At 32.3% G+C, this 19,012-nt stretch carries 24 protein-coding genes; 19 read left to right on the plus strand and 5 right to left on the minus strand.

Annotated features, from left to right (window positions below):
* Window positions 1-5 precede the first annotated feature (5 nt).
* The 4 genes from KIH23_RS10115 to KIH23_RS10130 form a co-directional block, all read right to left on the minus strand.
* A complete protein-coding gene (locus tag KIH23_RS10115) occupies window positions 6-581 on the minus strand; it encodes a hypothetical protein (RefSeq protein ID WP_213213372.1) in 576 nt (191 codons plus the stop codon).
* Window positions 582-587: 6 nt separating this feature from the next.
* On the minus strand, window positions 588-998 hold the full coding sequence (locus KIH23_RS10120; RefSeq protein WP_213213373.1) for a protein-export chaperone SecB: 411 nt from the start codon (window positions 996-998) through the stop codon (window positions 588-590).
* Window positions 999-1,014: 16 nt separating this feature from the next.
* The gene (locus KIH23_RS10125) at window positions 1,015-1,242 is read right to left on the minus strand and encodes a hypothetical protein (RefSeq protein WP_213213374.1); all 228 of its coding nucleotides are present in this window, start codon (window positions 1,240-1,242) and stop codon (window positions 1,015-1,017) included.
* A gap of 383 nt (window positions 1,243-1,625) precedes the next feature.
* Entirely contained in the window at window positions 1,626-1,859 is a 234-nt protein-coding gene (locus tag KIH23_RS10130) for a hypothetical protein (protein ID WP_166337930.1), read from the minus strand.
* Between the two features lie 104 nt (window positions 1,860-1,963).
* Between KIH23_RS10130 and KIH23_RS10135 the strand changes: the two genes are divergently transcribed.
* Together KIH23_RS10135 and KIH23_RS10140 are read left to right on the plus strand one after the other, a co-directional pair.
* Window positions 1,964-2,908, plus strand: coding sequence for an IS1595 family transposase (locus KIH23_RS10135; RefSeq protein WP_213213375.1), 945 nt, complete (start codon window positions 1,964-1,966; stop codon window positions 2,906-2,908).
* Complete coding sequence (locus tag KIH23_RS10140) at window positions 2,895-3,044, plus strand: hypothetical protein (protein WP_213213376.1); 150 nt, start codon at window positions 2,895-2,897, stop codon at window positions 3,042-3,044. The genes KIH23_RS10135 and KIH23_RS10140 overlap by 14 nt, the downstream gene beginning before the upstream one ends.
* Window positions 3,045-3,438: 394 nt before the next feature.
* Here the strand turns inward: KIH23_RS10140 and KIH23_RS10145 are convergent, their stop codons facing one another.
* Window positions 3,439-4,359: a hypothetical protein gene (locus KIH23_RS10145; RefSeq protein WP_213213377.1), complete on the minus strand. Its 921-nt coding sequence runs from the start codon at window positions 4,357-4,359 to the stop codon at window positions 3,439-3,441.
* A gap of 566 nt (window positions 4,360-4,925) precedes the next feature.
* On the opposite strand from KIH23_RS10145, the gene KIH23_RS10150 reads away from it, so the two are divergent.
* The 17 genes from KIH23_RS10150 to KIH23_RS10230 all read left to right on the plus strand — a co-directional run bounded on the left by KIH23_RS10150 (window position 4,926) and on the right by KIH23_RS10230 (window position 18,795).
* Window positions 4,926-5,477: a hypothetical protein gene (locus KIH23_RS10150; RefSeq protein ID WP_213213378.1), complete on the plus strand. Its 552-nt coding sequence runs from the start codon at window positions 4,926-4,928 to the stop codon at window positions 5,475-5,477.
* A 463-nt stretch (window positions 5,478-5,940) separates the two neighbouring features.
* Window positions 5,941-6,420 (plus strand): ecotin family protein, encoded by a 480-nt coding sequence (locus KIH23_RS10155; protein WP_213213379.1) that lies wholly within the window; start codon window positions 5,941-5,943, stop codon window positions 6,418-6,420.
* Window positions 6,421-6,584: 164 nt separating this feature from the next.
* Window positions 6,585-6,977, plus strand: coding sequence for a VOC family protein (locus KIH23_RS10160; protein WP_213213380.1), 393 nt, complete (start codon window positions 6,585-6,587; stop codon window positions 6,975-6,977).
* A 156-nt stretch (window positions 6,978-7,133) separates the two neighbouring features.
* Window positions 7,134-7,901 (plus strand): hypothetical protein, encoded by a 768-nt coding sequence (locus KIH23_RS10165; RefSeq protein ID WP_213213381.1) that lies wholly within the window; start codon window positions 7,134-7,136, stop codon window positions 7,899-7,901.
* A 158-nt stretch (window positions 7,902-8,059) separates the two neighbouring features.
* Window positions 8,060-8,638, plus strand: coding sequence for a hypothetical protein (locus tag KIH23_RS10170; protein ID WP_213213382.1), 579 nt, complete (start codon window positions 8,060-8,062; stop codon window positions 8,636-8,638).
* A 197-nt stretch (window positions 8,639-8,835) separates the two neighbouring features.
* Window positions 8,836-9,012 carry a hypothetical protein gene (locus tag KIH23_RS10175; RefSeq protein ID WP_213213383.1) on the plus strand — a complete coding sequence of 59 codons (177 nt, stop codon included), beginning with the start codon at window positions 8,836-8,838 and terminating at the stop codon, window positions 9,010-9,012.
* 96 nt (window positions 9,013-9,108) lie between these two features.
* On the plus strand, window positions 9,109-9,519 hold the full coding sequence (locus KIH23_RS10180; RefSeq protein ID WP_213213384.1) for a hypothetical protein: 411 nt from the start codon (window positions 9,109-9,111) through the stop codon (window positions 9,517-9,519).
* A 1,522-nt stretch (window positions 9,520-11,041) separates the two neighbouring features.
* Window positions 11,042-11,551: a hypothetical protein gene (locus tag KIH23_RS10185; protein ID WP_213213385.1), complete on the plus strand. Its 510-nt coding sequence runs from the start codon at window positions 11,042-11,044 to the stop codon at window positions 11,549-11,551.
* Window positions 11,552-11,695: 144 nt separating this feature from the next.
* Window positions 11,696-12,007 (plus strand): hypothetical protein, encoded by a 312-nt coding sequence (locus KIH23_RS10190; RefSeq protein WP_213213386.1) that lies wholly within the window; start codon window positions 11,696-11,698, stop codon window positions 12,005-12,007.
* A gap of 161 nt (window positions 12,008-12,168) precedes the next feature.
* A complete protein-coding gene (locus KIH23_RS10195; RefSeq protein ID WP_213213387.1) occupies window positions 12,169-12,735 on the plus strand; it encodes a hypothetical protein in 567 nt (188 codons plus the stop codon).
* A 217-nt stretch (window positions 12,736-12,952) separates the two neighbouring features.
* A complete protein-coding gene (locus KIH23_RS10200; RefSeq protein WP_213213388.1) occupies window positions 12,953-13,189 on the plus strand; it encodes a hypothetical protein in 237 nt (78 codons plus the stop codon).
* Window positions 13,171-13,467: a type II toxin-antitoxin system RelE/ParE family toxin gene (locus KIH23_RS10205; protein ID WP_213213389.1), complete on the plus strand. Its 297-nt coding sequence runs from the start codon at window positions 13,171-13,173 to the stop codon at window positions 13,465-13,467. The genes KIH23_RS10200 and KIH23_RS10205 overlap by 19 nt, the downstream gene beginning before the upstream one ends.
* A gap of 197 nt (window positions 13,468-13,664) precedes the next feature.
* On the plus strand, window positions 13,665-14,249 hold the full coding sequence (locus KIH23_RS10210) for a zeta toxin family protein (protein ID WP_213213390.1): 585 nt from the start codon (window positions 13,665-13,667) through the stop codon (window positions 14,247-14,249).
* A complete protein-coding gene (locus KIH23_RS10215; protein ID WP_213213391.1) occupies window positions 14,236-14,382 on the plus strand; it encodes a hypothetical protein in 147 nt (48 codons plus the stop codon). Before KIH23_RS10210 ends, KIH23_RS10215 begins: the two co-directional genes overlap by 14 nt.
* A 175-nt stretch (window positions 14,383-14,557) precedes the next feature.
* Window positions 14,558-15,013, plus strand: a complete 456-nt coding sequence (locus KIH23_RS10220; protein ID WP_213213392.1) for a GNAT family N-acetyltransferase — start codon at window positions 14,558-14,560, stop codon at window positions 15,011-15,013.
* A 182-nt stretch (window positions 15,014-15,195) separates the two neighbouring features.
* Window positions 15,196-17,151 (plus strand): hypothetical protein, encoded by a 1,956-nt coding sequence (locus KIH23_RS10225; protein ID WP_213213393.1) that lies wholly within the window; start codon window positions 15,196-15,198, stop codon window positions 17,149-17,151.
* 240 nt (window positions 17,152-17,391) lie between these two features.
* Window positions 17,392-18,795, plus strand: a complete 1,404-nt coding sequence (locus KIH23_RS10230; RefSeq protein WP_213213394.1) for a T9SS type A sorting domain-containing protein — start codon at window positions 17,392-17,394, stop codon at window positions 18,793-18,795.
* Window positions 18,796-19,012: the final 217 nt, after the last annotated feature.

The raw sequence follows: 19,012 nt of genomic DNA on the forward strand, positions 1-19,012 counted from the left end.
CTTTATTATACTACATAATTATTATTAAATTCGTCTGGATAAATAACCCTATATCCACACATATTCAAACCGCTTTTTTTAAAAAAACAAATTTGTATTGGTGGTTTAAAATCTAAGTACTGTTTTTTATTTGGTTCAAACAGCATTCTAAATATATTTTTTGGGTGCAAATGCTCACTAATTGAATGTATTCCAAAAGCTCTAACCGCATCAACTTTAAGAACTTTAGACACATCTCTCATGTGTTGTAATATTTTAGACACTGTTGTTTTTTTATTTATCAAGCCTTGTTTTTTCATTTCTAATACTGTTTCATGAAAAAATTTCATGTGAGTTGTATCTCCAACTAAATCGAAATATTCATTTTCATTTAAACAACAATTTGCTTCGCAAATCATATAATTTCCATTTAGGTGCGACTTTCCCCACCAATGAGCATTTTCTACAAAAGCTTCCCAAAAATAATACCCAGTACCTAGCCAAGCGTTTGTCCATTTACAGATAAAAGGACCATTGTACTCAACATAGTCAGGATTATCTCTATTTTCAAGAGTTTGAAAAATTGAAACTTTACGGCTCAAATCTAATTATTTGGATATTGTATTTTCTTTTAAAGGCTTTTCGAGTTCTGATAAATTATAGGTAGGCAATACCATAGGAGGTATATTTGCTTGAAGTGTTACAGTACTAACAAACGCTCTTAGGTATGGAAACAGTATTGCTATTGAATTTCTATAAAAAAAAGACGGCACTTCTTCTAATTTTGATACATTATCAAAACCAAATATAGCAATACAAACTATTCTAATAAACTCGTTTTTATTTTCTCCTGAATATGCTGAGAAAGTAATTTTTAATTCGTATTCAGATTTTTCAGTATTGAAGACGCCAGAAGGATTGAATTCAACGTTCACGTCTTTTGATTTTTTCTCGTCTAAATCTATTTTAACTGAATTAAAGTAGTATTTATTCAATTGGAATACAGCCCTTTCGCTCATATTTTAAATTTAAGTTTTAAAAAGAAACCCGAAGGTTAAACTTCGGGTTTGCTAATATATTACAATTTTCTTCTTCTTTCCAAAAATGTCCTCTGTACTCGTAAAGAATTTTAGATATCTCTAAAAACTCGTCAACTGTTGGACCAACTTCATCCAAATAATCTAGGCCATTCCAGTCTTTCAATACTTTCTCTCGAGGAGTTTCTCGGAAATAACTTTTCAAGTCCTCCAAAATATTGTTCATAACTTCCTACTTTTTAAATTAAACGAAATAACCGTTGCTTTCTCGCTAAATGCTTATTTTTTCTAGTTGCAAAAGTATATTTACGTCAACAAATATACGCAGTAATGTTGATAACTTAAAGTGTTTGCGTATATTTTAACACTATAAATAAGTATTTGCTTACATTTTAATGTAAAAAAATCCATTTTTTGTCCCGTAAATTTACTTTTTTTTAAGTTTTAACTTACATTTTGTTAAAAAATGTTGACAAATACATGCATTTATTTTATTCATGTTACACGCAAAATAAAAAATATGGCAATAACTAAGAATTGTAACCCAATTTTTAATTAAGTTTTTCAGTTTGCCTTTTTTCTCAATTTTTGAGGGCAAAACAGCCTAATTTATTTTGGGTTTGCAGAACTCGAAACAAACTCGTTTATCTGTTCTACGGTAAATTTTTGAAAACAATATCCGTCTTTTTCATAAACGTTGCTAATGGCAAAGTTTTTGTATAACGTATTGTAATGAGGCGCGTTAGGCTCAATCAATCCAAAACCTTTTAAAAAGTCTTTCAGATTTGATTCAACAAAAAGCACTTTGTTGTCTTTTGTTACTGTAAAAACGTTCGCTCTCATTCGACAAATGTAAATAAAGTTAATAATAATTACAAAATAACTCGAAAAATGTTTGTTAGTGTAAATAAAGTGTAGTATATTTACATCATCAAACTAAACAAGTTATGGCAACCACAAAAGATATAAGAGATTTCGACAGTTTAATTGAATTAGTAGAGTATTTCGATACAGAAGCTAAATGCGAGGCTCATTTTGAGTTATTGCGTTGGAACGGTGTGCCAGTTTGCCCTTACTGTGAATCTGAAAAAGTAAACACTTTAAAAGGTAAAACAAAACGTTACAAATGTTATGGTTGTCGTAAACAGTTTGGAATCAAAGTAGGTACAATATTTCAGGATTCAAATATATCTTTGAAAAAATGGTTTTTTGCTATTTACTTGGTAACATCAGGGGATAAAAAAGGTTCAAGTTCATACGCGTTGGCTAAAAATATCAAAGTAAGCCAAACAACAGCTTGGTTTATCTTGCATAGAATCCGCGAATCATACAACGTTGAAACGCCTGTTTTTACTAAACCAGTTGAAGTTGACGAAACTTTTATCGGTGGAATTGAGCAAAACAAACACGCGAATAAAAGAACCCCAAACAATCAAGGTCGTTCTACAAAAACTAAAGCTGCTGTTATCGGTATTTTGGAGCGTGACGGAAAAGTGTTCGCTACTCCAGTAGTAAATACAACTGGCGCGGTTGTCTTGCCTATTATGCGTTCAAAGGTTGCAGTCGGAAACACTATTTACTCTGACGAGTACAAACCTTACAGAGCGTTAAAATCTGACTATGTACATGAGTTTGTTTGTCACAAAGTTGAGGAATATGTGAAAGGGAATGCGCACACCAATAACCTTGAGAACTATTGGTCACACGTTAAAAGAACTATCGTTGGTACATATCACCAAGTGAGCCGCAAACACTTAGGTCGTTATTTACACGAAACATCTTTCAGATATAACAACCGTTCATTATCTTGCGGGTCATTATTCGATTTAGCTTTGGCTAATGGAACTAATAAAAGATTGGACTATAAAACCCTAGTGCATGGCAAAAAATAAGAACAAAGGAAACGAGGAAATACCAAAACCGACCGAAGACATTAAGGTTGACAAACCTCGTTTTAATGATACGCTTTCGGCAATGATTAAGAAAAAAGTTGATCCAAACGAAGTAAGTAAAAAGAAAAAATATTAAATTTGTATAATGAAAAAGGGAACGCTGTCACGTTCCCAATTTTAAGACTCGGTAGCATTAGCAGGGCTAATGAGACCTTTTCCCGAGAATGCCTGCTCTCTAATGTGAAGACTTACGGCGGTTGATGCAAATCTTTATAAAGGTTATTCTTAGAAAGAATTTTTTGAAATACATAAGATAATGATTTGGTTTACAAGGTGAATCATTAAGACAAAATCCTGAGTGTGTCCGCACTTGGGATTTTTTGTTTGTGACCGTTTCCGAAGAAATTAATAATGGAATTTCCTTAGTTCATCTATTTAACAAGACAAATTACGGGAATAGTTTTGTTGGTCTAAAATTGGAAATATTGGGCAGAAAGTTGGATTTGTTGGATTTGTTGGACAGCTTTATTTTACTTGGGTTTTTGGGTAAACATTTTATATAAATTGGATTTTCTGAAATTCATTTCCTCTAAAGGATATTCCTTAAAAATGCTTAAATTTTCTTTTGCATATTTCAAGTATTCATAAGATAGTGCTTCATTTGGTTTAGCTTCTCTATGAATGTTGTTTAATGCCCAACCTATTTTTATCTTAGCTACCCTGCTGAACTTTATTTGTATGGTAGGCTGAGGGAAAACTCCCAAATCAAAATATACATCTAAAGCATTAACTAAATTTTGATAACTGCCGTCATTAACGAAGTCATTTTCTTCTAAATGGTCTTGTATAATATCTAAATACTGTGATTTATTCTCTAACTTCTCTGGATTTTCATTAGACCCTATAGCAGTTACTTTTAAATCATTTTCAGTTTTAGATGTATCTTGAATTGGATTTATATTTTTGATTTGGTCTTCAATCCAATTTTTATACAAAAAGTACTTTCCATAAACAAACACTAACTCGGTAGGAAAAAAATTAAAATAGCTTTCTAAATTATCAAAGGTTTCATTTTTATAAAAATCATATTTCCATTTTAGGTATTCAAAATATTGAGTTTCTAATTGATTGCTTCCACGCTTTGTAAATGCTTCTGTAACGTTAATCTTATCGGCTTTGTCAATAAATTGATTCAGTTTTTTCAACTCATCATTAAGTGTTCTTTGATTGATTGGAAAAAAAGTTTTGAAGCCTCTAATGTGTGAATCAAGATGTATTAGCCCTGTGTATTTTTCAAGCCTTTCAAACGCTTCTTCTTTCGTAGTTGGCGGTGGAAATGTAGTATATTCTGAACCAACAGGAATACTCAGTCTTTTAGCCGTTTCTTCATCGGCTATATGCTTAATCCGTTTAGAATTTTCATAGGCTTCGTATTGGCTCTTTAAGTCCATTAATAATTTGGTTTACGAAACTAATGTAAACAAATTATATGAACTCAAAAAATAACTATCTTTGAATCATAGAAACGCTGTACTTCCGCAGCAAAAACGAAGCATTCTGAAATAAAAAAACCGCCCAATTAGGACGGCTTAAAAGTTTCAAAGTAGTGGGTTACAATTCTTAGTTATTGCCAAAAATATTTTGTAATGATATCGCAAAAAAAACATTTATGTATATTTTTTAAATAAATTTACACTTTCAAAGCGAACATACCGTCAGGCGCAATGTTGCCAAAATTTAATCGCTTTTAGTGCTTTACTTCAATACTCCCTTGCGCAATGTAAACGCACGGGTAAAACAGTAAAGCAGCAACCCCCGACTGATTGAATTTCGTATCGGTCAAAACTGAATTAGCGGCTAAAAAAAAGATGTATATTAGCATCGAGATAAATGTTTAGCCGTTACTGCAAACAAGTATATAGTTACCATTCTATCTTAGCGGAGCGTACGCGGTTCGCTTTTCCGCCACAAGACATGGCCGCCAAACGTTAGCAGCAAGCTTAAAAAAACTGCATAAATGAACAACTATCAAATATTAAAATCAATTTCAAACGAAAAAATTCATCTGAGTTTATTTCAAAGTATAGAGCATTACAGAGTTTCGATTTTATTATTTATTGTATTTGCGATTAGCTTCACAAATGGTCTGAAAACATTTACTTTTTCTGAACTTGAATCAACGAATGTTATTATCTGTATAATCTTTGCTTTTTTAAGTTTAATAAGCTTCTTGTATCAAAAAAGTAGACTGAAACTTATTTCAATAAGAACAGAGCAAAATGATTTAACTGTTTTTGAAAAAATTACTGAACTTGCTAAACAAAAAGATTGGAAAATTGAATTAGTTGAAAAAAACGCTATGGTAATTAATACTAATCGACCATTTTCTAGTGGAAAAGTTTTCATTTCAAAAAGTGGTGGTGAAAAAATATTTGTTTTTTTAAAACTTAATAAAATATTATATAGAAGTATTTTTGATCTAAAGAAAGGAAACGTTTTTGTAATATCAAGCGGAGAAAATAATGAAAATGAAAAAAGAATTCTGGAAATAATAAAAGCCAGCTGCTAACAGCGGTCATAACTTATGGCTGGATTTTCTTTGCTTTATGTTTGGTTTTCACGTTTTTTATTTAGCTTAGCGGAGCGTACGCGGCTCGCTTTTCCGCCACAAGATATGGCCGCAAAACGTTGGTGGCAAGCAATTTTGAATCGTAAGTCAACACAAAAGTTTCGGGCTTTTTCGATAATGATTTTTAAAAACTTTGTGTGAAAATTAGTTCGAAAATATCAACTGAAAAATTATTCAAATCGGAAACATTTTGACTTTGTATGCGAACCTAAATTGCGCATAATATTTTGCCTGACCACCAACAGCGTATAAGCGCCATCGCTTGATTTTGTTAGCTTTATGTATTATTTTCACGAAAAAAATTATCTTAGCGGAGCGTACGCGATTCGCTGTTCCGCGACGTTCGCCTATACGCAACACGTTACCAGCAATATTTTCACATCAAACTTAAAAACAACAACTTATGAAGAGAATACAGACTTTTTTAATAATACTTATTTTTAGCGTAAAACTAAATGCTCAAAATACTCCAACTTATCCACTACCGAAAGAAGGTTTTAAAAGAGTTGACTTACTTCTTCCAAAAATAGAAAATTCAAAAGATTGTAAAATACAAGTGAAATTTTCATTTGAAGCAAATGTTGGAGAATGTTCAAATGCAAGTTTTAGCTTTAACAGAAAAAACTTAAAAGAAGAATATGGAATTCCTCAAAATTCAAGATATCCATATTACGTTATAGAAAGTGATGCCGCAGAAATTTTTGAAGGAATGAGCTCGGATTGTAAAAGTGAAAAAAAAGTAAAGCGAAAAATAATAAGTAGCCAAGATATTTTTATCGAATATCAAAGTTATTATGCAAGACCATTTTATATTCCTGAAAGTTGGTCAGTGGAATATAGAATATGGAAAGCGGATGATAAATATATAACTGTAAAAAATTAATACTGCTGGTAACCGCGCATGAAGCGCCATTGCTTGATTTTGTTGACTTTATGCTTGGTTTTCACGTAAAAAATCTATCTTCGCGGAGCATACGCAACTCGCTGTTCCGCAACGTTCGCCTATGCGCAACACGTTAGCTGCAACCCGTGAAAAACCGAAACGCAATGAAACATATCAAACTTGTCGAAACTATTTTCTACGTAAACGATCAGCAAAAAAGTGCTGAATTTTATCAAAATATATTTCGAAAAAATCCAGATTTAAATGTTCCTGGAATGACTGAATTTGTAATTGCTGAAAATTGCAAATTAGGTTTAATGCCTAATAAAAGTATCGCTAAAATATTAATGGACAAATTGCCAAATCCTGAACTTGGAAATGGAATTCCTAGATGTGAACTATATTTGTATGTTGAAAATATTGAGCTTGAATTTGAAAATGCAATCAAAAGTGGAGCGAAATTAATTAGCTCAATTCAAAATAGAGATTGGGGCGATAAAGTTTGTTATTTTTCAGACATGGATGGACATGTAATTGCATTTGCGGAAAAACTATAATAAATAAGTCGGGCTCCAGCTAACCACGGTCATGACTTATGGCTTTATTTTTCAAGCTTCTAGCCTATTTTCACGAACAAAATTCTATCTTAGCGGAGCGTACGCGGCTCGCTCGTCCGCCACAAGACATGGCCGCAAACCGTTACCAGAAATGTTATGAGAGAAATCGAGAATAATAAATCTTTAGACGAAAATTTAAAATTATTAGGAGACAAAATCAACAGTCATCTTGAATCTCTTATCAATAATCAATACAAAAATCATCAAAAAATTTTGGAAATATGTCATGTTGGAAAGTTTCTATTATTCTTTAACAACGAAATTCATATTGACAAAACAACAGAAATTCCAGATTTTATATTGAGCCATAATTCTCAAAAAATTGGACTCGAACATCAAATAGTAATAGATGAAATTGCAAAAGAAAAAGAAGGCTTCTTCGAAAACATTTTCCTCCGAGCTGAATCAGATTTACAGAATGATCCAGAAATACCAAATTTTTTAGCTAATTGCTATTTACATCCAAATATTGAATTTAAATTAGAAAACAAGAATCAATTAATTGAAACTGTAAAAAAGATTGTAAAAGAATATGTCGTAAACAATAACTTTATTGAAAACGAATTAATTGAAAGTATATCGAAGTATCCGCATACACTTAAAAATATTGAAGTAAATTTAGGCGCATATTGGGTAAAACAAATTGATATAGAATCAATCGAGAAAGCAATAAGAAAAAAAGAAAGTAAAATATCCAATTACAAGAAAAACTCGGGAAATATACAATGGTTACTATTGGTTATTGGAAGCACAGGAAATAGTTCATTCGATATGGACAAAAGCTTGAAATTTGAAATCGAAACAGAATTTGATAAAGTATATATACTAGAAGATTTTAAAAACAAACTTTATGAATTAAAGTAAACACTTCTGGTAACCGCGGTCATGACTTATGGCTATATTTTCTTGGCTTCTCGCCTATTTTTCACGAACAAAATTCTATCTTAGCGGAGCGTACGCGGCTCGCTTTTCCGCCACAAGACATGGCCGCAAAACGTTGGCAGTAATACTACAAAAAAACGATGATAGAAAAAATTTCAAGAGATATCTGCATAATAAAATATCGAAAGTTACCGCTTTGTGAATACGAAAAAGTAACTAACAGTAACGTATATTATTATCCTGAAATACATTCTTTTTATTGGTTGAAATTGCAAAAAGAATTTGAGAAAAAATTACCGAGTCAAATTATTTTACTTACAAGAAATCTAAATATTGACAAACTCATCTTTTTGGGCGCAATGAATAAACCTTGGATTTCGAAGTTGACAGAATCGAGAAAAGATTACAAACCATTAATAAAAGCTGTTGAATATTTCAAAAGCCATAAAATTGAAAAAAGATTTAATGGAGGCGTAAAAGTTGAAAACAAGGAAATGGAGAATTTCATTAGAAATTTTCAAATTGTTACTGAATGCGACGGAGGATTTTTTGACTTTAATTTTATTGATGAAAATGAGAATTACTTATTTTATATTCACTATTCTGGTGAACTAAAAATTTTGGTGCTTAATGAAAATGCAAATACTAATTTTTTAAAAAATATAATTCAAACAAAATTTATTGATTCAGAAAGAGAAAATACAAACCGAATAAGATAAAGTACTACTGCCAACCGCGGTCATGACTTATGGCTTTATTTTCTTAGTTTCAAGTCTATTTTTCACGTAGAAATTCTATCTTAGCGGAGCGTACTCGGCTCGCTTGTTCGCCACAAGACATGGCCGCCAAACGTTACCAGATATCGTTAAAAAACATAGGACAGAATCAACTAAATCTAAAAAATACTAAATCAATTATGAAAGAAAATAAGAGAGGAATACCGCTGATTTTAATAGGAATCATTTTTATAATAATCAGAATTTTAGATACAGACGAATGGTCAACTGTAGACTACGTAAAAATAATAGCTGGAATTGCGTTCATAGCTGCCGGAATTATTCAAATCAGAAAGAGTAAAACTGATACTGAATAGTTTTGAATAGGCTATGATATACTAGTATAACCAAAAATTAACCCTGATTATTGGTCATGACTTTTCATTACATTTGACAATCAAAGTCAGAAAATTATGAGAGAAGATGATTTTATTAACATGATCGTAAATAGTTTCAATTCAGAATTTAGAACTGTTGATGTTCAAGCTTATGCACGAAAAAATGGATTTATCCCTATTGACATATTTACCGCTTTAAACGAGGCAAAGGCATTAGGTTTAATAGAATTGAAAGACAATGATTTTAATACGATTAAATTAACTCCGTTTGGAGAGCGGGTAAAAAATATAGGCGGCTGGTTTGATTATAGATTTCTTGATGAGAAAGAGCAAAAGAAAATCAGGAAGCCCAAAAAACCTAAAAAAGTAAAAGAGGTCAAAATAATTGAATCTAAAGAATCAAAGACAAAAACTTACATTGTTGAAATCGTCGTGGCGGTTATAGCTGGCATTATCTTAATCTATCTTACAAAATATTTAGGTTAATGGCTTAAACAGATATATAATTGCCTTTGAATAAACTACGACATCTGGTAACCGCGGTCATGACTTATGGCTTTATTTTCTTAGCTTCTAGCCTATTTTCACGAATAAAATTCTATCTTAGCGGAGCGTACGCGGCTCGCTTTTCCGCCACAAGACATGGCCGCCAAACGTTGTGCGCAATTGCTCAGCAAAAACGTTGATAAATATTGGCCGCTTTTTTTGCTTTGCGGTGGAAAAGATTGTTTGATTTTCCAGCTCAAGCTTTTGGCTATGAGATAGCTGAAAATTGCATTTTCATAGCTAGCGCTAGACAAAAGCTTGGCGAAGTTAAAAGAAATAAAATTGAGTATCAAGTCTACTGGTGAACTTAAAAGACATTAAACGTTTGTTGTCGGATAAACTAAATTTCTTTTAACGCAGCAAAGCAAAAAAAACAACCAATGAGATTTGAAATTACTGTGATTTATCAGACATAAAACAAATAATTTGAAATCATTTATCTAACGTTTTTACTGGCAACTACGTTGAGAAGAATGACCTATCTCATTGTTAAACAATACGGTAACTAGATTTTTTTATTAGGGATTTGTAGTGTCAACTCCGCACAACAGCAGGTTTGCACAATAACTGCATCAGTGTTCAAGAAAGATATATTTTCCATATGTTTGTTTCATCTAACGGATTATACTCTGTTCCAAATTACCGTGACTGAGCAAACCCGCAACCGTTATTGCTAAACGCATTTTCGAGCCGCAAAAAACGAACTTCCGCAATTGCCAATTTGAACTTTTAAATCGCGCTGTTGAAAATCTTAATCAACTTTGTCGCGAATTTTGGAAACCAACTTCTCGCCTTTTTCATTTTTCAATTTGGAGAAAACGCTGGCAAAACTTTGCGTGAAAATCGGAACGAAAACTTTGCGTGTCAACAGCGCTAAAAATTAATTTGCTTCGCAACATGTTTTTATTTTTTTAAAGCTTTGCGTTGAAGCAATTCCGGCGAAACAAAACTGTGCGTGAAAACTGGTCGCAAACTTTGAACTTAAAAGCGTCAAGCAATAACAGCGGTCATAACTTATGGCTGGATTTTCTTTGCTTTATGTTCAGATTTCACGTTTTTTATTTAGCTTAGCGGAGCGTACGCGGCTCGCTTTTCCGCCACAAGATATGGCCGCAAAACGTTAGTGTTCAGCAAGTTTAAAATCTGCGAAAACACAAAAGTTTCGGGCTTTTTCGATAATCATTTTTAAAAACTTTGTGTAAAAATCAGTTCGTAAATCTCAACCGAAAAATTACTCAAATCGGAAACATTTTGATTTTGTTTGCGAACCAAAATTGCGCATAATTTTGCCGAAACACTAACAGCGGTCATAACTTATGGCTGGATTTTCTTAGCTTCATGTTTGGTTTTCACGTTTTTTATTTAGTTTAGCGGAGCGTACGCGGCTCGCTTTACCGCCACAAGATATGGCCGCAAAACGTTAGCAGAGATTTATTCAACTTTTGAAATAAACAAGAACATTATGATGTGGAGCAAAATAAAGAAAAATGTTGAAAATCATTTTGCCGAAAGGTTAAAAGGAAGAATTCAACTCTACACTACAACATATACAAAAGATTGGTATGCAGGAGAAATCGCTAATCGCGGATGGATAACCGTTGATGGTGAGGAAGTCGTAGATTTTTCTACTTTAGGTTCATTTCATATAAACAGATTAGTATATCACGATACTACGCCAACGAATTGCGTTACTTTGGAAAAAATTCATAACGAAAGAACGTCTGGAAAACTAATCGAAAAAGGAGAATTTTCGAAATATGATTTAACCAACTGCTGTTATGCATATTTAGAAATGAATATCGAAGAATGCTTACTTCATGAAAGTCCAATTATAAATATGTTAGCTGTTTTAGACAAAAGGTTAGGTAAAAGACGATTACTTAAACTTAACGACCAAAATTTACATCCTTTAGTTAGATTCTTTTTAGATATAAGATTAGATAGCGAAAAAATTCGAGTTGAGAGTGTTTAAACCTCTGCTAACCGCGGTCATGACTTATGGCTTTATTTTCTTAGCTTCTCGCCTATTTTTCACGTAGAAATTCTATCTTAGCGGAGCGTACGCGGCTCGCTTTTTCGCCACAAGACATGGCCGCAAAACGTTATACGACACTTTATGACGAAACTGGAAACGACATCATGGATTTTTTTAGCTTTAGCAATTTCATCCGAAAAAGCTCCAACAAACTTTGCTGAAATTTCACAAATTGCGGATGGAATAAATCATTCTATTCCGACTCAAAATGAATTACAAGAATCTATAACTTGGCTAATCCAAAATAATCTTGTTTTAAAAAAATCAAAAAAGTTTTCATTAACCGAAACCGGAAAAATTATTTACTTAGAAGCGCAAAACGAAACTCGAATATTGATTAAAATGTGGAAAGCTATTGAAATACAACTTACTAAAATGAAAAGCGTCGTATAACAGCGCATAAACGCCATTGCTTGATTTTGTTGACTTTATGTTTGGTTTTCACGTAAAAATTTTATCTTAGCCGAGCATACGCTGCTCGCTGTTCCGCAACGTTCGCCTATGCGCAACACGTTAGCAGATATTTTTAGAACTAAAGTGGTAAATTGAGACAAATGAAAATATATTTAACTTTATTGTTCAGCTTATTAATAGTTCTCGCTTCTTGCGAAAACAAAAATAGGACGATTAAAACTGATAAAAGTGAAAAATATTATTTCGATGTTTTAGGCGACTCAATTACTGAAACATTATTAGTAGAAAATGATTCGAAAATAAAATCTTTAAAAAATATTTGTATTATTTACAATTCTAAAAAGTCAAAAATATGTACTATTGATTGTTTTAGAGATAGTAGTTTCGTAATTACAAGTCCTAAAATTGAGAACATATATTTAGAAGCTAATAATATTCAATCAAACGAAAAAGGTTTTAGGATAATCCAAAGAAATACTGATTTTAGTCCCGATATATTATACCTAGATTTGGTTTACAAAAAGGAATGGTTTGTTAAATCTTTTGGTATCATAAATACTAGTGGTCCGAATCCCAAACAATATATTTGTAGTGTAGAGATAAATAAAAGTTTGAGAAGCTTTAGTAATTTTAGAGAAAATTCAAAAATTCACTTAAGATATTTTGTAGAGAATTATTTTGGCGGAAAATATGGCTGTGAAAAGTAAAACATCTGCTAACACTTGCTAAGCGCCATTGCTTGATTTTGTTGGCTTTGCGCTTGTTTTTCACGAGAAAATTCTATCTTAGCGGAGCAAACTCTGCTCGCTGTTCCGCAACGTTCGCCTAGCAAGAGAACGTTACTGGAAAGCTTGCTTCGCGCAAAAACCGAATAAAAAAATCAAAACTTATTTTACTATATTAGCAACAAATAAATTGATTTCTATGAGAACTGTTGAGATAAGAAAAAGATTGATTGAAGAAATAAATCTTTCAAGTAATAAGAATTTACTTGAAGAAATGTATAATTTTCTAAATCATGATAATGATGCGAATCTTTTTAAATTAACAAAGGTTCAAAAGGAAGCCATTGCCGAAGCTCGTGAACAAATCAAAAATGGCCAATACATGACCAACGATCAAGTAAATAATGAAATTGAGGAATGGCTAAAAGAGAAATAATTTGGTCACTCAAAGCCAAAAATGATAGAATTAAAATTCTTGAGTTTTGGATTGAAAACAACAAATCTGTTCTGTACAGTCGAAAACTCAATAGCTTATTCAAAGACGCTGTAAAGTTTATTTCTGAATATCCAACTGTCGGAAAATTGACTGAAGACAAAAAGGCTAGAATAAAAATTGTTAGAGATTATCTTATTATTTATGAAGTTCATAAAACTGTCATTGTAATTCTCACAATATTTGATAGTCGTAGAAATCCTGATAATTTAAAAAAGTAAGGCTTCCAGTAACAGCGGTCATGACTTATGGCTTGATTTTTCAAGCTTCTAGCCTATTTTTCACGAACAAAATTCTATCTTAGCGGAGCGTACGCGGCTCGCTTTTCCGCCACAAGACATGGCCGCAAAACGTTATGAGAAATGCTATTTGAGAGCGTCCAGAATCAAATTGTAAAATCAAATTGATATCTTTGGGCATGAAAAAAAATCTTTACATAATCGCAGGTTGTAATGGTGCTGGAAAAACCACAGCTTCATTTACTATTTTACCTGAAATTTTAGATTGTAAAGAGTTTGTAAACGCTGATGAAATTGCGAAAGGATTATCGCCATTTCAACCAGAGAAAGTTTCTTTTGAAGCTGGAAAAATAATGCTTAAGAGAATAAATGAGCTACTAGAAACAAATGAAAATTTTGCTTTTGAAACAACATTGGCAACTAAAAGTTATAAGTCGAAGATTATCGAAGCAAAAAATAAAAATTATAATGTAACTCTTTTATTCTTTTGGCTGCAAAATGTTGAGTTAGCAATTGAGCGCGTCAAAACGAGAGTTCTCGAAGGCGGCCATAATATTGAAACAGATGTTATAAAACGTAGATATATCAATGGGATAAAAAATCTATTTGATATTTATTTGCCAATTGCTGACGAAATTATGATATTCGACAATTCTGAAGGAAAGCATGACTTAATTGCTAAAAAAACTTTAGAAACAGAGATTGATATTTTTAATGAAAATAAATTCACTAAACTCAAAAATTATTATCATGGAAACGCATAAAATGACACCGAACCAAGCTAAAATTTTGGAAGGAATGGACAAAGTTTATGATAAACTAATTGAGTTCAAAAAGAAAATGAACAGTGAACTTGTGATTTTAAAAGATAATCAAATCACGAGGGTAAAACCTTAGCACTTCTCATAACCGCGGTCATGACTTATGGCTTGATTTTGTTGGATTTATGTTCGGTTTTCACGTTTTTTGTTTAGCTTAGCGGAGCGTACGCGGCTCGCTCTTCCGCCACAAGACATGGCCGCAAAACGTTAGCGGTCATTGTAAATCGAAAAATAATTATTGATTAAAAGTTATGTTAATTCAACTTATAGAAACAAAACCAACAGACTCTGAAATAAAGCCTCTAATAGAAAATCTTTCAACTGAACTTGGAAAACGATTTGGAGATACTGGAAAAAATTCATTTCAAGAATGGGACGAAGAAAACCCAAAATCAGTTTTCGTAAAGGCCATATTTGAAAATGAAGCGGTTGGTTGTGGAGCAATCAGACCAATCTCAAACGAAATAGCTGAGTTGAAAAGAATGTACTCTAAGTATAATAGGAAAGGTATTGGCAAAAGTGTTTTAGGCTATCTTGAAAATAAAGCAAAAGAGTTAGATTACAAAGAAATATGGCTTGAAACGAGAAAATTAAATCTAGAGGCTTGTGATTTCTACTTAAAAAACGACTATAAACAAATACCCAACTTTGGAAAATATATTGGCAATGAAAAAGCTATTTGCTTTGGAAAAAAATTAGATAAATAAAACAACGAACCGCTAACCGCGGTCATAACTCATGGCTTGATTTTCTTAGCCGGAAGCTTTATTTTCACGAAGAACTTTCTATCTTAGTGGAGAAAACTCGGTTCGCTTTTCCGCCACGAGATATGGCCGCAAACCGTTAGCAGTCACCCAAGAACTCAGTCAACATAACAAATCAAACGTATATGCGAAAAAGTGATTTAAACAAAGTGGTGTTTTATTCAAAAGAAGATATGGCTGGTAGTATGCAATTGAAAAAGGGAGAAAATATTTTAAGAAATCCTACAAAATCAAACTACACTGATATTAATGATATTTTAGAACTATACAATATAAAAAAGTATATCGATAATGAGCTTTATTTGTTAGGATGGACACAAGAAGATATTACTAATTTCAAACAAAAAGCAACTGAATATGGAAAAGTAATTGGGCAATTTTTGTCTAATGTTAATGATGATAATGTTATCGATATTTATGAAAAGACGACTAGAGAATATATGAGTTCACTATGGGAGTTAGTTAGCAATCAAAGTGTATTTAAGCGAATCTCAAAAACTAATTTTAATAACATTCTCTCAAAAGAACCTCACTTAATACATAATATTCTAACTCACAAAAGTATTGTTGAACACTATAACATTGAACTAAAAAATTTCTTGTTAACCTATCCCCAATCTGCTGAAATCTTGCTTTCAATTTATGAGGTTGAAGAAGATTTCAATAAGACTCAGAAGTTCGTTCCCAAAAGCTTAACTGTTGAAGATAAGGAAAATATAATCTCAAATTATATAGATTCTAGCGATGCGAATTATAATTATCTTGGACTAATACAAAATGTAAGGAATCGAAATGATTTTAAAATTTCCGACAAAACAAGGTTAAAAGCAAAACGTTTACACAAAAGTGAAACGGAAAAGTTTTTTGCAGAAAAAGGCGGGATGAAATATGGCGTTTCAATTAGTTTTCCTGAGAATGCTACTAAACTAAAAGAAGGATTTATTGATGATGACTTTATTGCAAATTATTCATACAGTTTAGATTTTATAAAGCAAAACAATAATCCATATTCACTATTTAAAAATTTCAAAACTTTATTTGAGTATCTTGACATTCAGAACCGAATAAATCTTGTCAGCAAGAAAAATCAAATGGGCGTATTTGAAAGAATCATGGGTATTCATTCCCAAAATGAATATCGAGGTGGTACTTCATTTAGTTTGTTAGAAATGACATCACATGTCCAAATTGTAGCATATAATAAAGTGGTTAATGATTTGGGCAACTCATTAGAAAATATTTTACATCACGTTTTTACTAGCGCATTTCAAGAAAAATATGAATTTGCAGAAAACGCACGTTTTTCAATTCCTTCGGCTAAATCATACTTTGAAAAAGTAAGATTATTAGCTCCTGAATTTGAATCAGCATTAAAACAATTTAAGCTATTTGTTGAAGATGGAAATATTGATTTTGAACTTTTACAAATATCATCTTCACCATCTACAATAAAAGATATTCCAAGCCTAAACCAAAACAAGTATATTTATTTTAATGAAAACAACAAAGAAATGGTTGGTTGTTCAAATTTATTTTTCTCAGATCAAACCCTACTTGCTTATGTTGAGCCATTCAAAGAAAAAAAATATCATACCTTTTTTGATTTACTCGCACATGAACAAGTAAAATTTGGTAATTATGAAGAATATCAAAAACCAAAATTAAACTATCTAATAGACAAAGGATTTATCTCAGTTGACAGTGATGATTTTATACAAATTAATAATCCAGCTAGGTTAATAATTTTGAAAGATTTATATACTAATGAGGTTGCCTCATTTTATCGTTATTCATTAGAACTTCGACAGGAAGTCAAAAAAATGGAAAATGAAAATATTATTTTATTAGAGAGTTCGTTATTTTCAAAACCAGAGCAAGCATATTTTAATTATTTCTTGAACAAAAGTGAATTTACTAATGGTTTAGATTTAAGAAATAGTTATCTGCACGGTACACAAGCAAACCCAGAGGAATTAGAAAAACATGAATACTCATATTTTACATATTTGAAATTATTATTCCTAGCAATGTTGAAAATAGAAGATGACTTGATCATTTCAAAAGCTACAAAAAATGGCTAATAAATGGGCGAACTGCTAACCGCGGTCATAACTCATGGCTTGAATTTCTTAACCGGAAGTTTCGTTTTCACGTTTTTTGTTTAGCTTAGCGGAGCGTACGCGGCTCGCTTTTCCGCCACGAGATATGGCCGCAAACCGTTATGGGCAAGTTTACTTTAAACGAATAGAAATACTTTAATTAAGTTTTTCTTATCTTTATTCAACTACAACATCAATTAACCAAGTTATAAAATATACAAAATGAAAAAACTATTACTAAAATCAATCTCTGTTGCAATTCTTTCCACTTTATATTTATTGAGCCCATTTGCAAATTCTCAATCCATTTCTGCTGGAGGGGCACATTCTTTATTTCTCTGTAATGATCGTACTGTAATGGGGTGCGGAAGTAATATATCTGGACAATTAGGTCAAACAAGTCTTGATAATAATCTTATATCTGTACAAATGAGTTCTCTTTCCGACATTAAAGCCGTTTCTGCTGGGGAAAATGGCAGCTCACTGTTTTTGATGAATGATGGTACAGTTTGGGCTTGTGGATATAATAGTTCTGGACAATTGGGTGATAATACTAATATAAGTAAACTTTCCCCCGTTCAAATAAATTCTCTTTCAGGAATTATTGCCATTGCAGCTGCAGGTAATCATTCACTCTTTCTGAAGAACGATGGCACGGTGTGGTCTTGTGGCAGCAATAATTATGGCCAATTAGGTGATGGTTCAACTGAAGAAATACACACACCTGTTCAGGTGAGTATTGTTTCAAATATTACAGCCATCGCAACTTTAGGTAATTATTCACTCTTTTTAAAAAATGACGGTACAGTTTGGGCGTGTGGAAACAATACTTGGGGACAATTAGGTGACGGATCAAACATAAACAGGTATACGCCTATTCAAATTACTGCGCTTTCAGGTATTACAGCTATTGCAGCAGGTGAAAATCACTCTTTATTCCGAAAAAATGATGGTACCGTTTGGGCTTGCGGATGGAATGGTCGAGGGGAATTGGGTGACGGCACAACTTATAATAGGTATACCCCAGTTCAGATAAGCTCGCTTTCCAATATTTCGAGTATTTCAGCTGCAATAGATCATTCTTTATTTCTAAAAAACGATGGGACGGTGTGGGCGTGTGGCATCAATGACGCAGGTCAACTAGGCATTGGGACAACAATTGATAGGCATTCTCCCAATCGGATAACTACCCTTTCAGGCATTACCGCCGTTGCAGCTGCAGGAAATCATTCATTATTTCTAAAAAACGATGGGACAGTATGGGCATGTGGCTACAATGGCACTGGACAATTGGGAGACGGAACAACCGAACTTAAAACCAATCCTGTACAAGTAATAAATTTATGCGAAGTTACATTAGGGACAAAAAGTGATTTTTCTGCCAATAAAATTTCTATATATCCAAATCCGACAAAAGATGTCGTGAACTTTGATTTTTCAGGATATGATTTATCTGAAAATTTAAAATTATCAATTACTAATGTTCATGGAAAACTAGTAAAAGAGACTACAGTTAATTCCTCTAAAACTATTATTCAACTTGAAGGATTAAGTTCCGGCGTTTATTTTTATCAACTAAACAAAGAATCAAAAGTTTTAAAGACTGGAAAGATTATTCTTGAGTAAAAGAAAGATAACAAACCTGCCCATAACCGCGGTCATAACTCATGGCTTGATTTTCTTAGCATTACGCTTGTTTTTCACGTAGAAATTCTATCTTAGCGGAGCGTACGCGGTTCGCTTTTTCGCCACGAGATATGGCCGCAAACCGTTAGTGGCAAGCAAAAAAAAAAACACAAAACCGAAAATCTAGAATATTGATTTTGTACATTTGAAAAAAAGA

The sequence above is a fragment of the Flavobacterium sp. CYK-55 genome (assembly GCF_018413465.1).
GTDB lineage: Bacteria > Bacteroidota > Bacteroidia > Flavobacteriales > Flavobacteriaceae > Flavobacterium.

Bases quoted from the DNA above. Each gene is read 5' to 3' on its own strand.
- KIH23_RS10230 (WP_213213394.1), top strand. From the start codon at position 17,392: ATGAAAAAACTATTACTAAAATCAATCTCTGTTGCAATTCTTTCCACT.
- KIH23_RS10145 (WP_213213377.1), bottom strand. From the start codon at position 4,359: ATGGACTTAAAGAGCCAATACGAAGCCTATGAAAATTCTAAACGGATT.
- KIH23_RS10125 (WP_213213374.1), bottom strand. From the start codon at position 1,242: ATGAACAATATTTTGGAGGACTTGAAAAGTTATTTCCGAGAAACTCCT.
- KIH23_RS10160 (WP_213213380.1), top strand. From the start codon at position 6,585: ATGAAACATATCAAACTTGTCGAAACTATTTTCTACGTAAACGATCAG.
- KIH23_RS10205 (WP_213213389.1), top strand. From the start codon at position 13,171: ATGGCTAAAAGAGAAATAATTTGGTCACTCAAAGCCAAAAATGATAGA.
- KIH23_RS10170 (WP_213213382.1), top strand. From the start codon at position 8,060: ATGATAGAAAAAATTTCAAGAGATATCTGCATAATAAAATATCGAAAG.
- KIH23_RS10185 (WP_213213385.1), top strand. From the start codon at position 11,042: ATGATGTGGAGCAAAATAAAGAAAAATGTTGAAAATCATTTTGCCGAA.
- KIH23_RS10190 (WP_213213386.1), top strand. From the start codon at position 11,696: ATGACGAAACTGGAAACGACATCATGGATTTTTTTAGCTTTAGCAATT.
- KIH23_RS10215 (WP_213213391.1), top strand. From the start codon at position 14,236: ATGGAAACGCATAAAATGACACCGAACCAAGCTAAAATTTTGGAAGGA.
- KIH23_RS10150 (WP_213213378.1), top strand. From the start codon at position 4,926: ATGAACAACTATCAAATATTAAAATCAATTTCAAACGAAAAAATTCAT.
- KIH23_RS10220 (WP_213213392.1), top strand. From the start codon at position 14,558: ATGTTAATTCAACTTATAGAAACAAAACCAACAGACTCTGAAATAAAG.
- KIH23_RS10195 (WP_213213387.1), top strand. From the start codon at position 12,169: ATGAAAATATATTTAACTTTATTGTTCAGCTTATTAATAGTTCTCGCT.
- KIH23_RS10200 (WP_213213388.1), top strand. From the start codon at position 12,953: ATGAGAACTGTTGAGATAAGAAAAAGATTGATTGAAGAAATAAATCTT.
- KIH23_RS10210 (WP_213213390.1), top strand. From the start codon at position 13,665: ATGAAAAAAAATCTTTACATAATCGCAGGTTGTAATGGTGCTGGAAAA.
- KIH23_RS10165 (WP_213213381.1), top strand. From the start codon at position 7,134: ATGAGAGAAATCGAGAATAATAAATCTTTAGACGAAAATTTAAAATTA.
- KIH23_RS10130 (WP_166337930.1), bottom strand. From the start codon at position 1,859: ATGAGAGCGAACGTTTTTACAGTAACAAAAGACAACAAAGTGCTTTTT.
- KIH23_RS10140 (WP_213213376.1), top strand. From the start codon at position 2,895: ATGGCAAAAAATAAGAACAAAGGAAACGAGGAAATACCAAAACCGACC.
- KIH23_RS10120 (WP_213213373.1), bottom strand. From the start codon at position 998: ATGAGCGAAAGGGCTGTATTCCAATTGAATAAATACTACTTTAATTCA.
- KIH23_RS10135 (WP_213213375.1), top strand. From the start codon at position 1,964: ATGGCAACCACAAAAGATATAAGAGATTTCGACAGTTTAATTGAATTA.
- KIH23_RS10155 (WP_213213379.1), top strand. From the start codon at position 5,941: ATGAAGAGAATACAGACTTTTTTAATAATACTTATTTTTAGCGTAAAA.
- KIH23_RS10225 (WP_213213393.1), top strand. From the start codon at position 15,196: ATGCGAAAAAGTGATTTAAACAAAGTGGTGTTTTATTCAAAAGAAGAT.
- KIH23_RS10180 (WP_213213384.1), top strand. From the start codon at position 9,109: ATGAGAGAAGATGATTTTATTAACATGATCGTAAATAGTTTCAATTCA.
- KIH23_RS10175 (WP_213213383.1), top strand. From the start codon at position 8,836: ATGAAAGAAAATAAGAGAGGAATACCGCTGATTTTAATAGGAATCATT.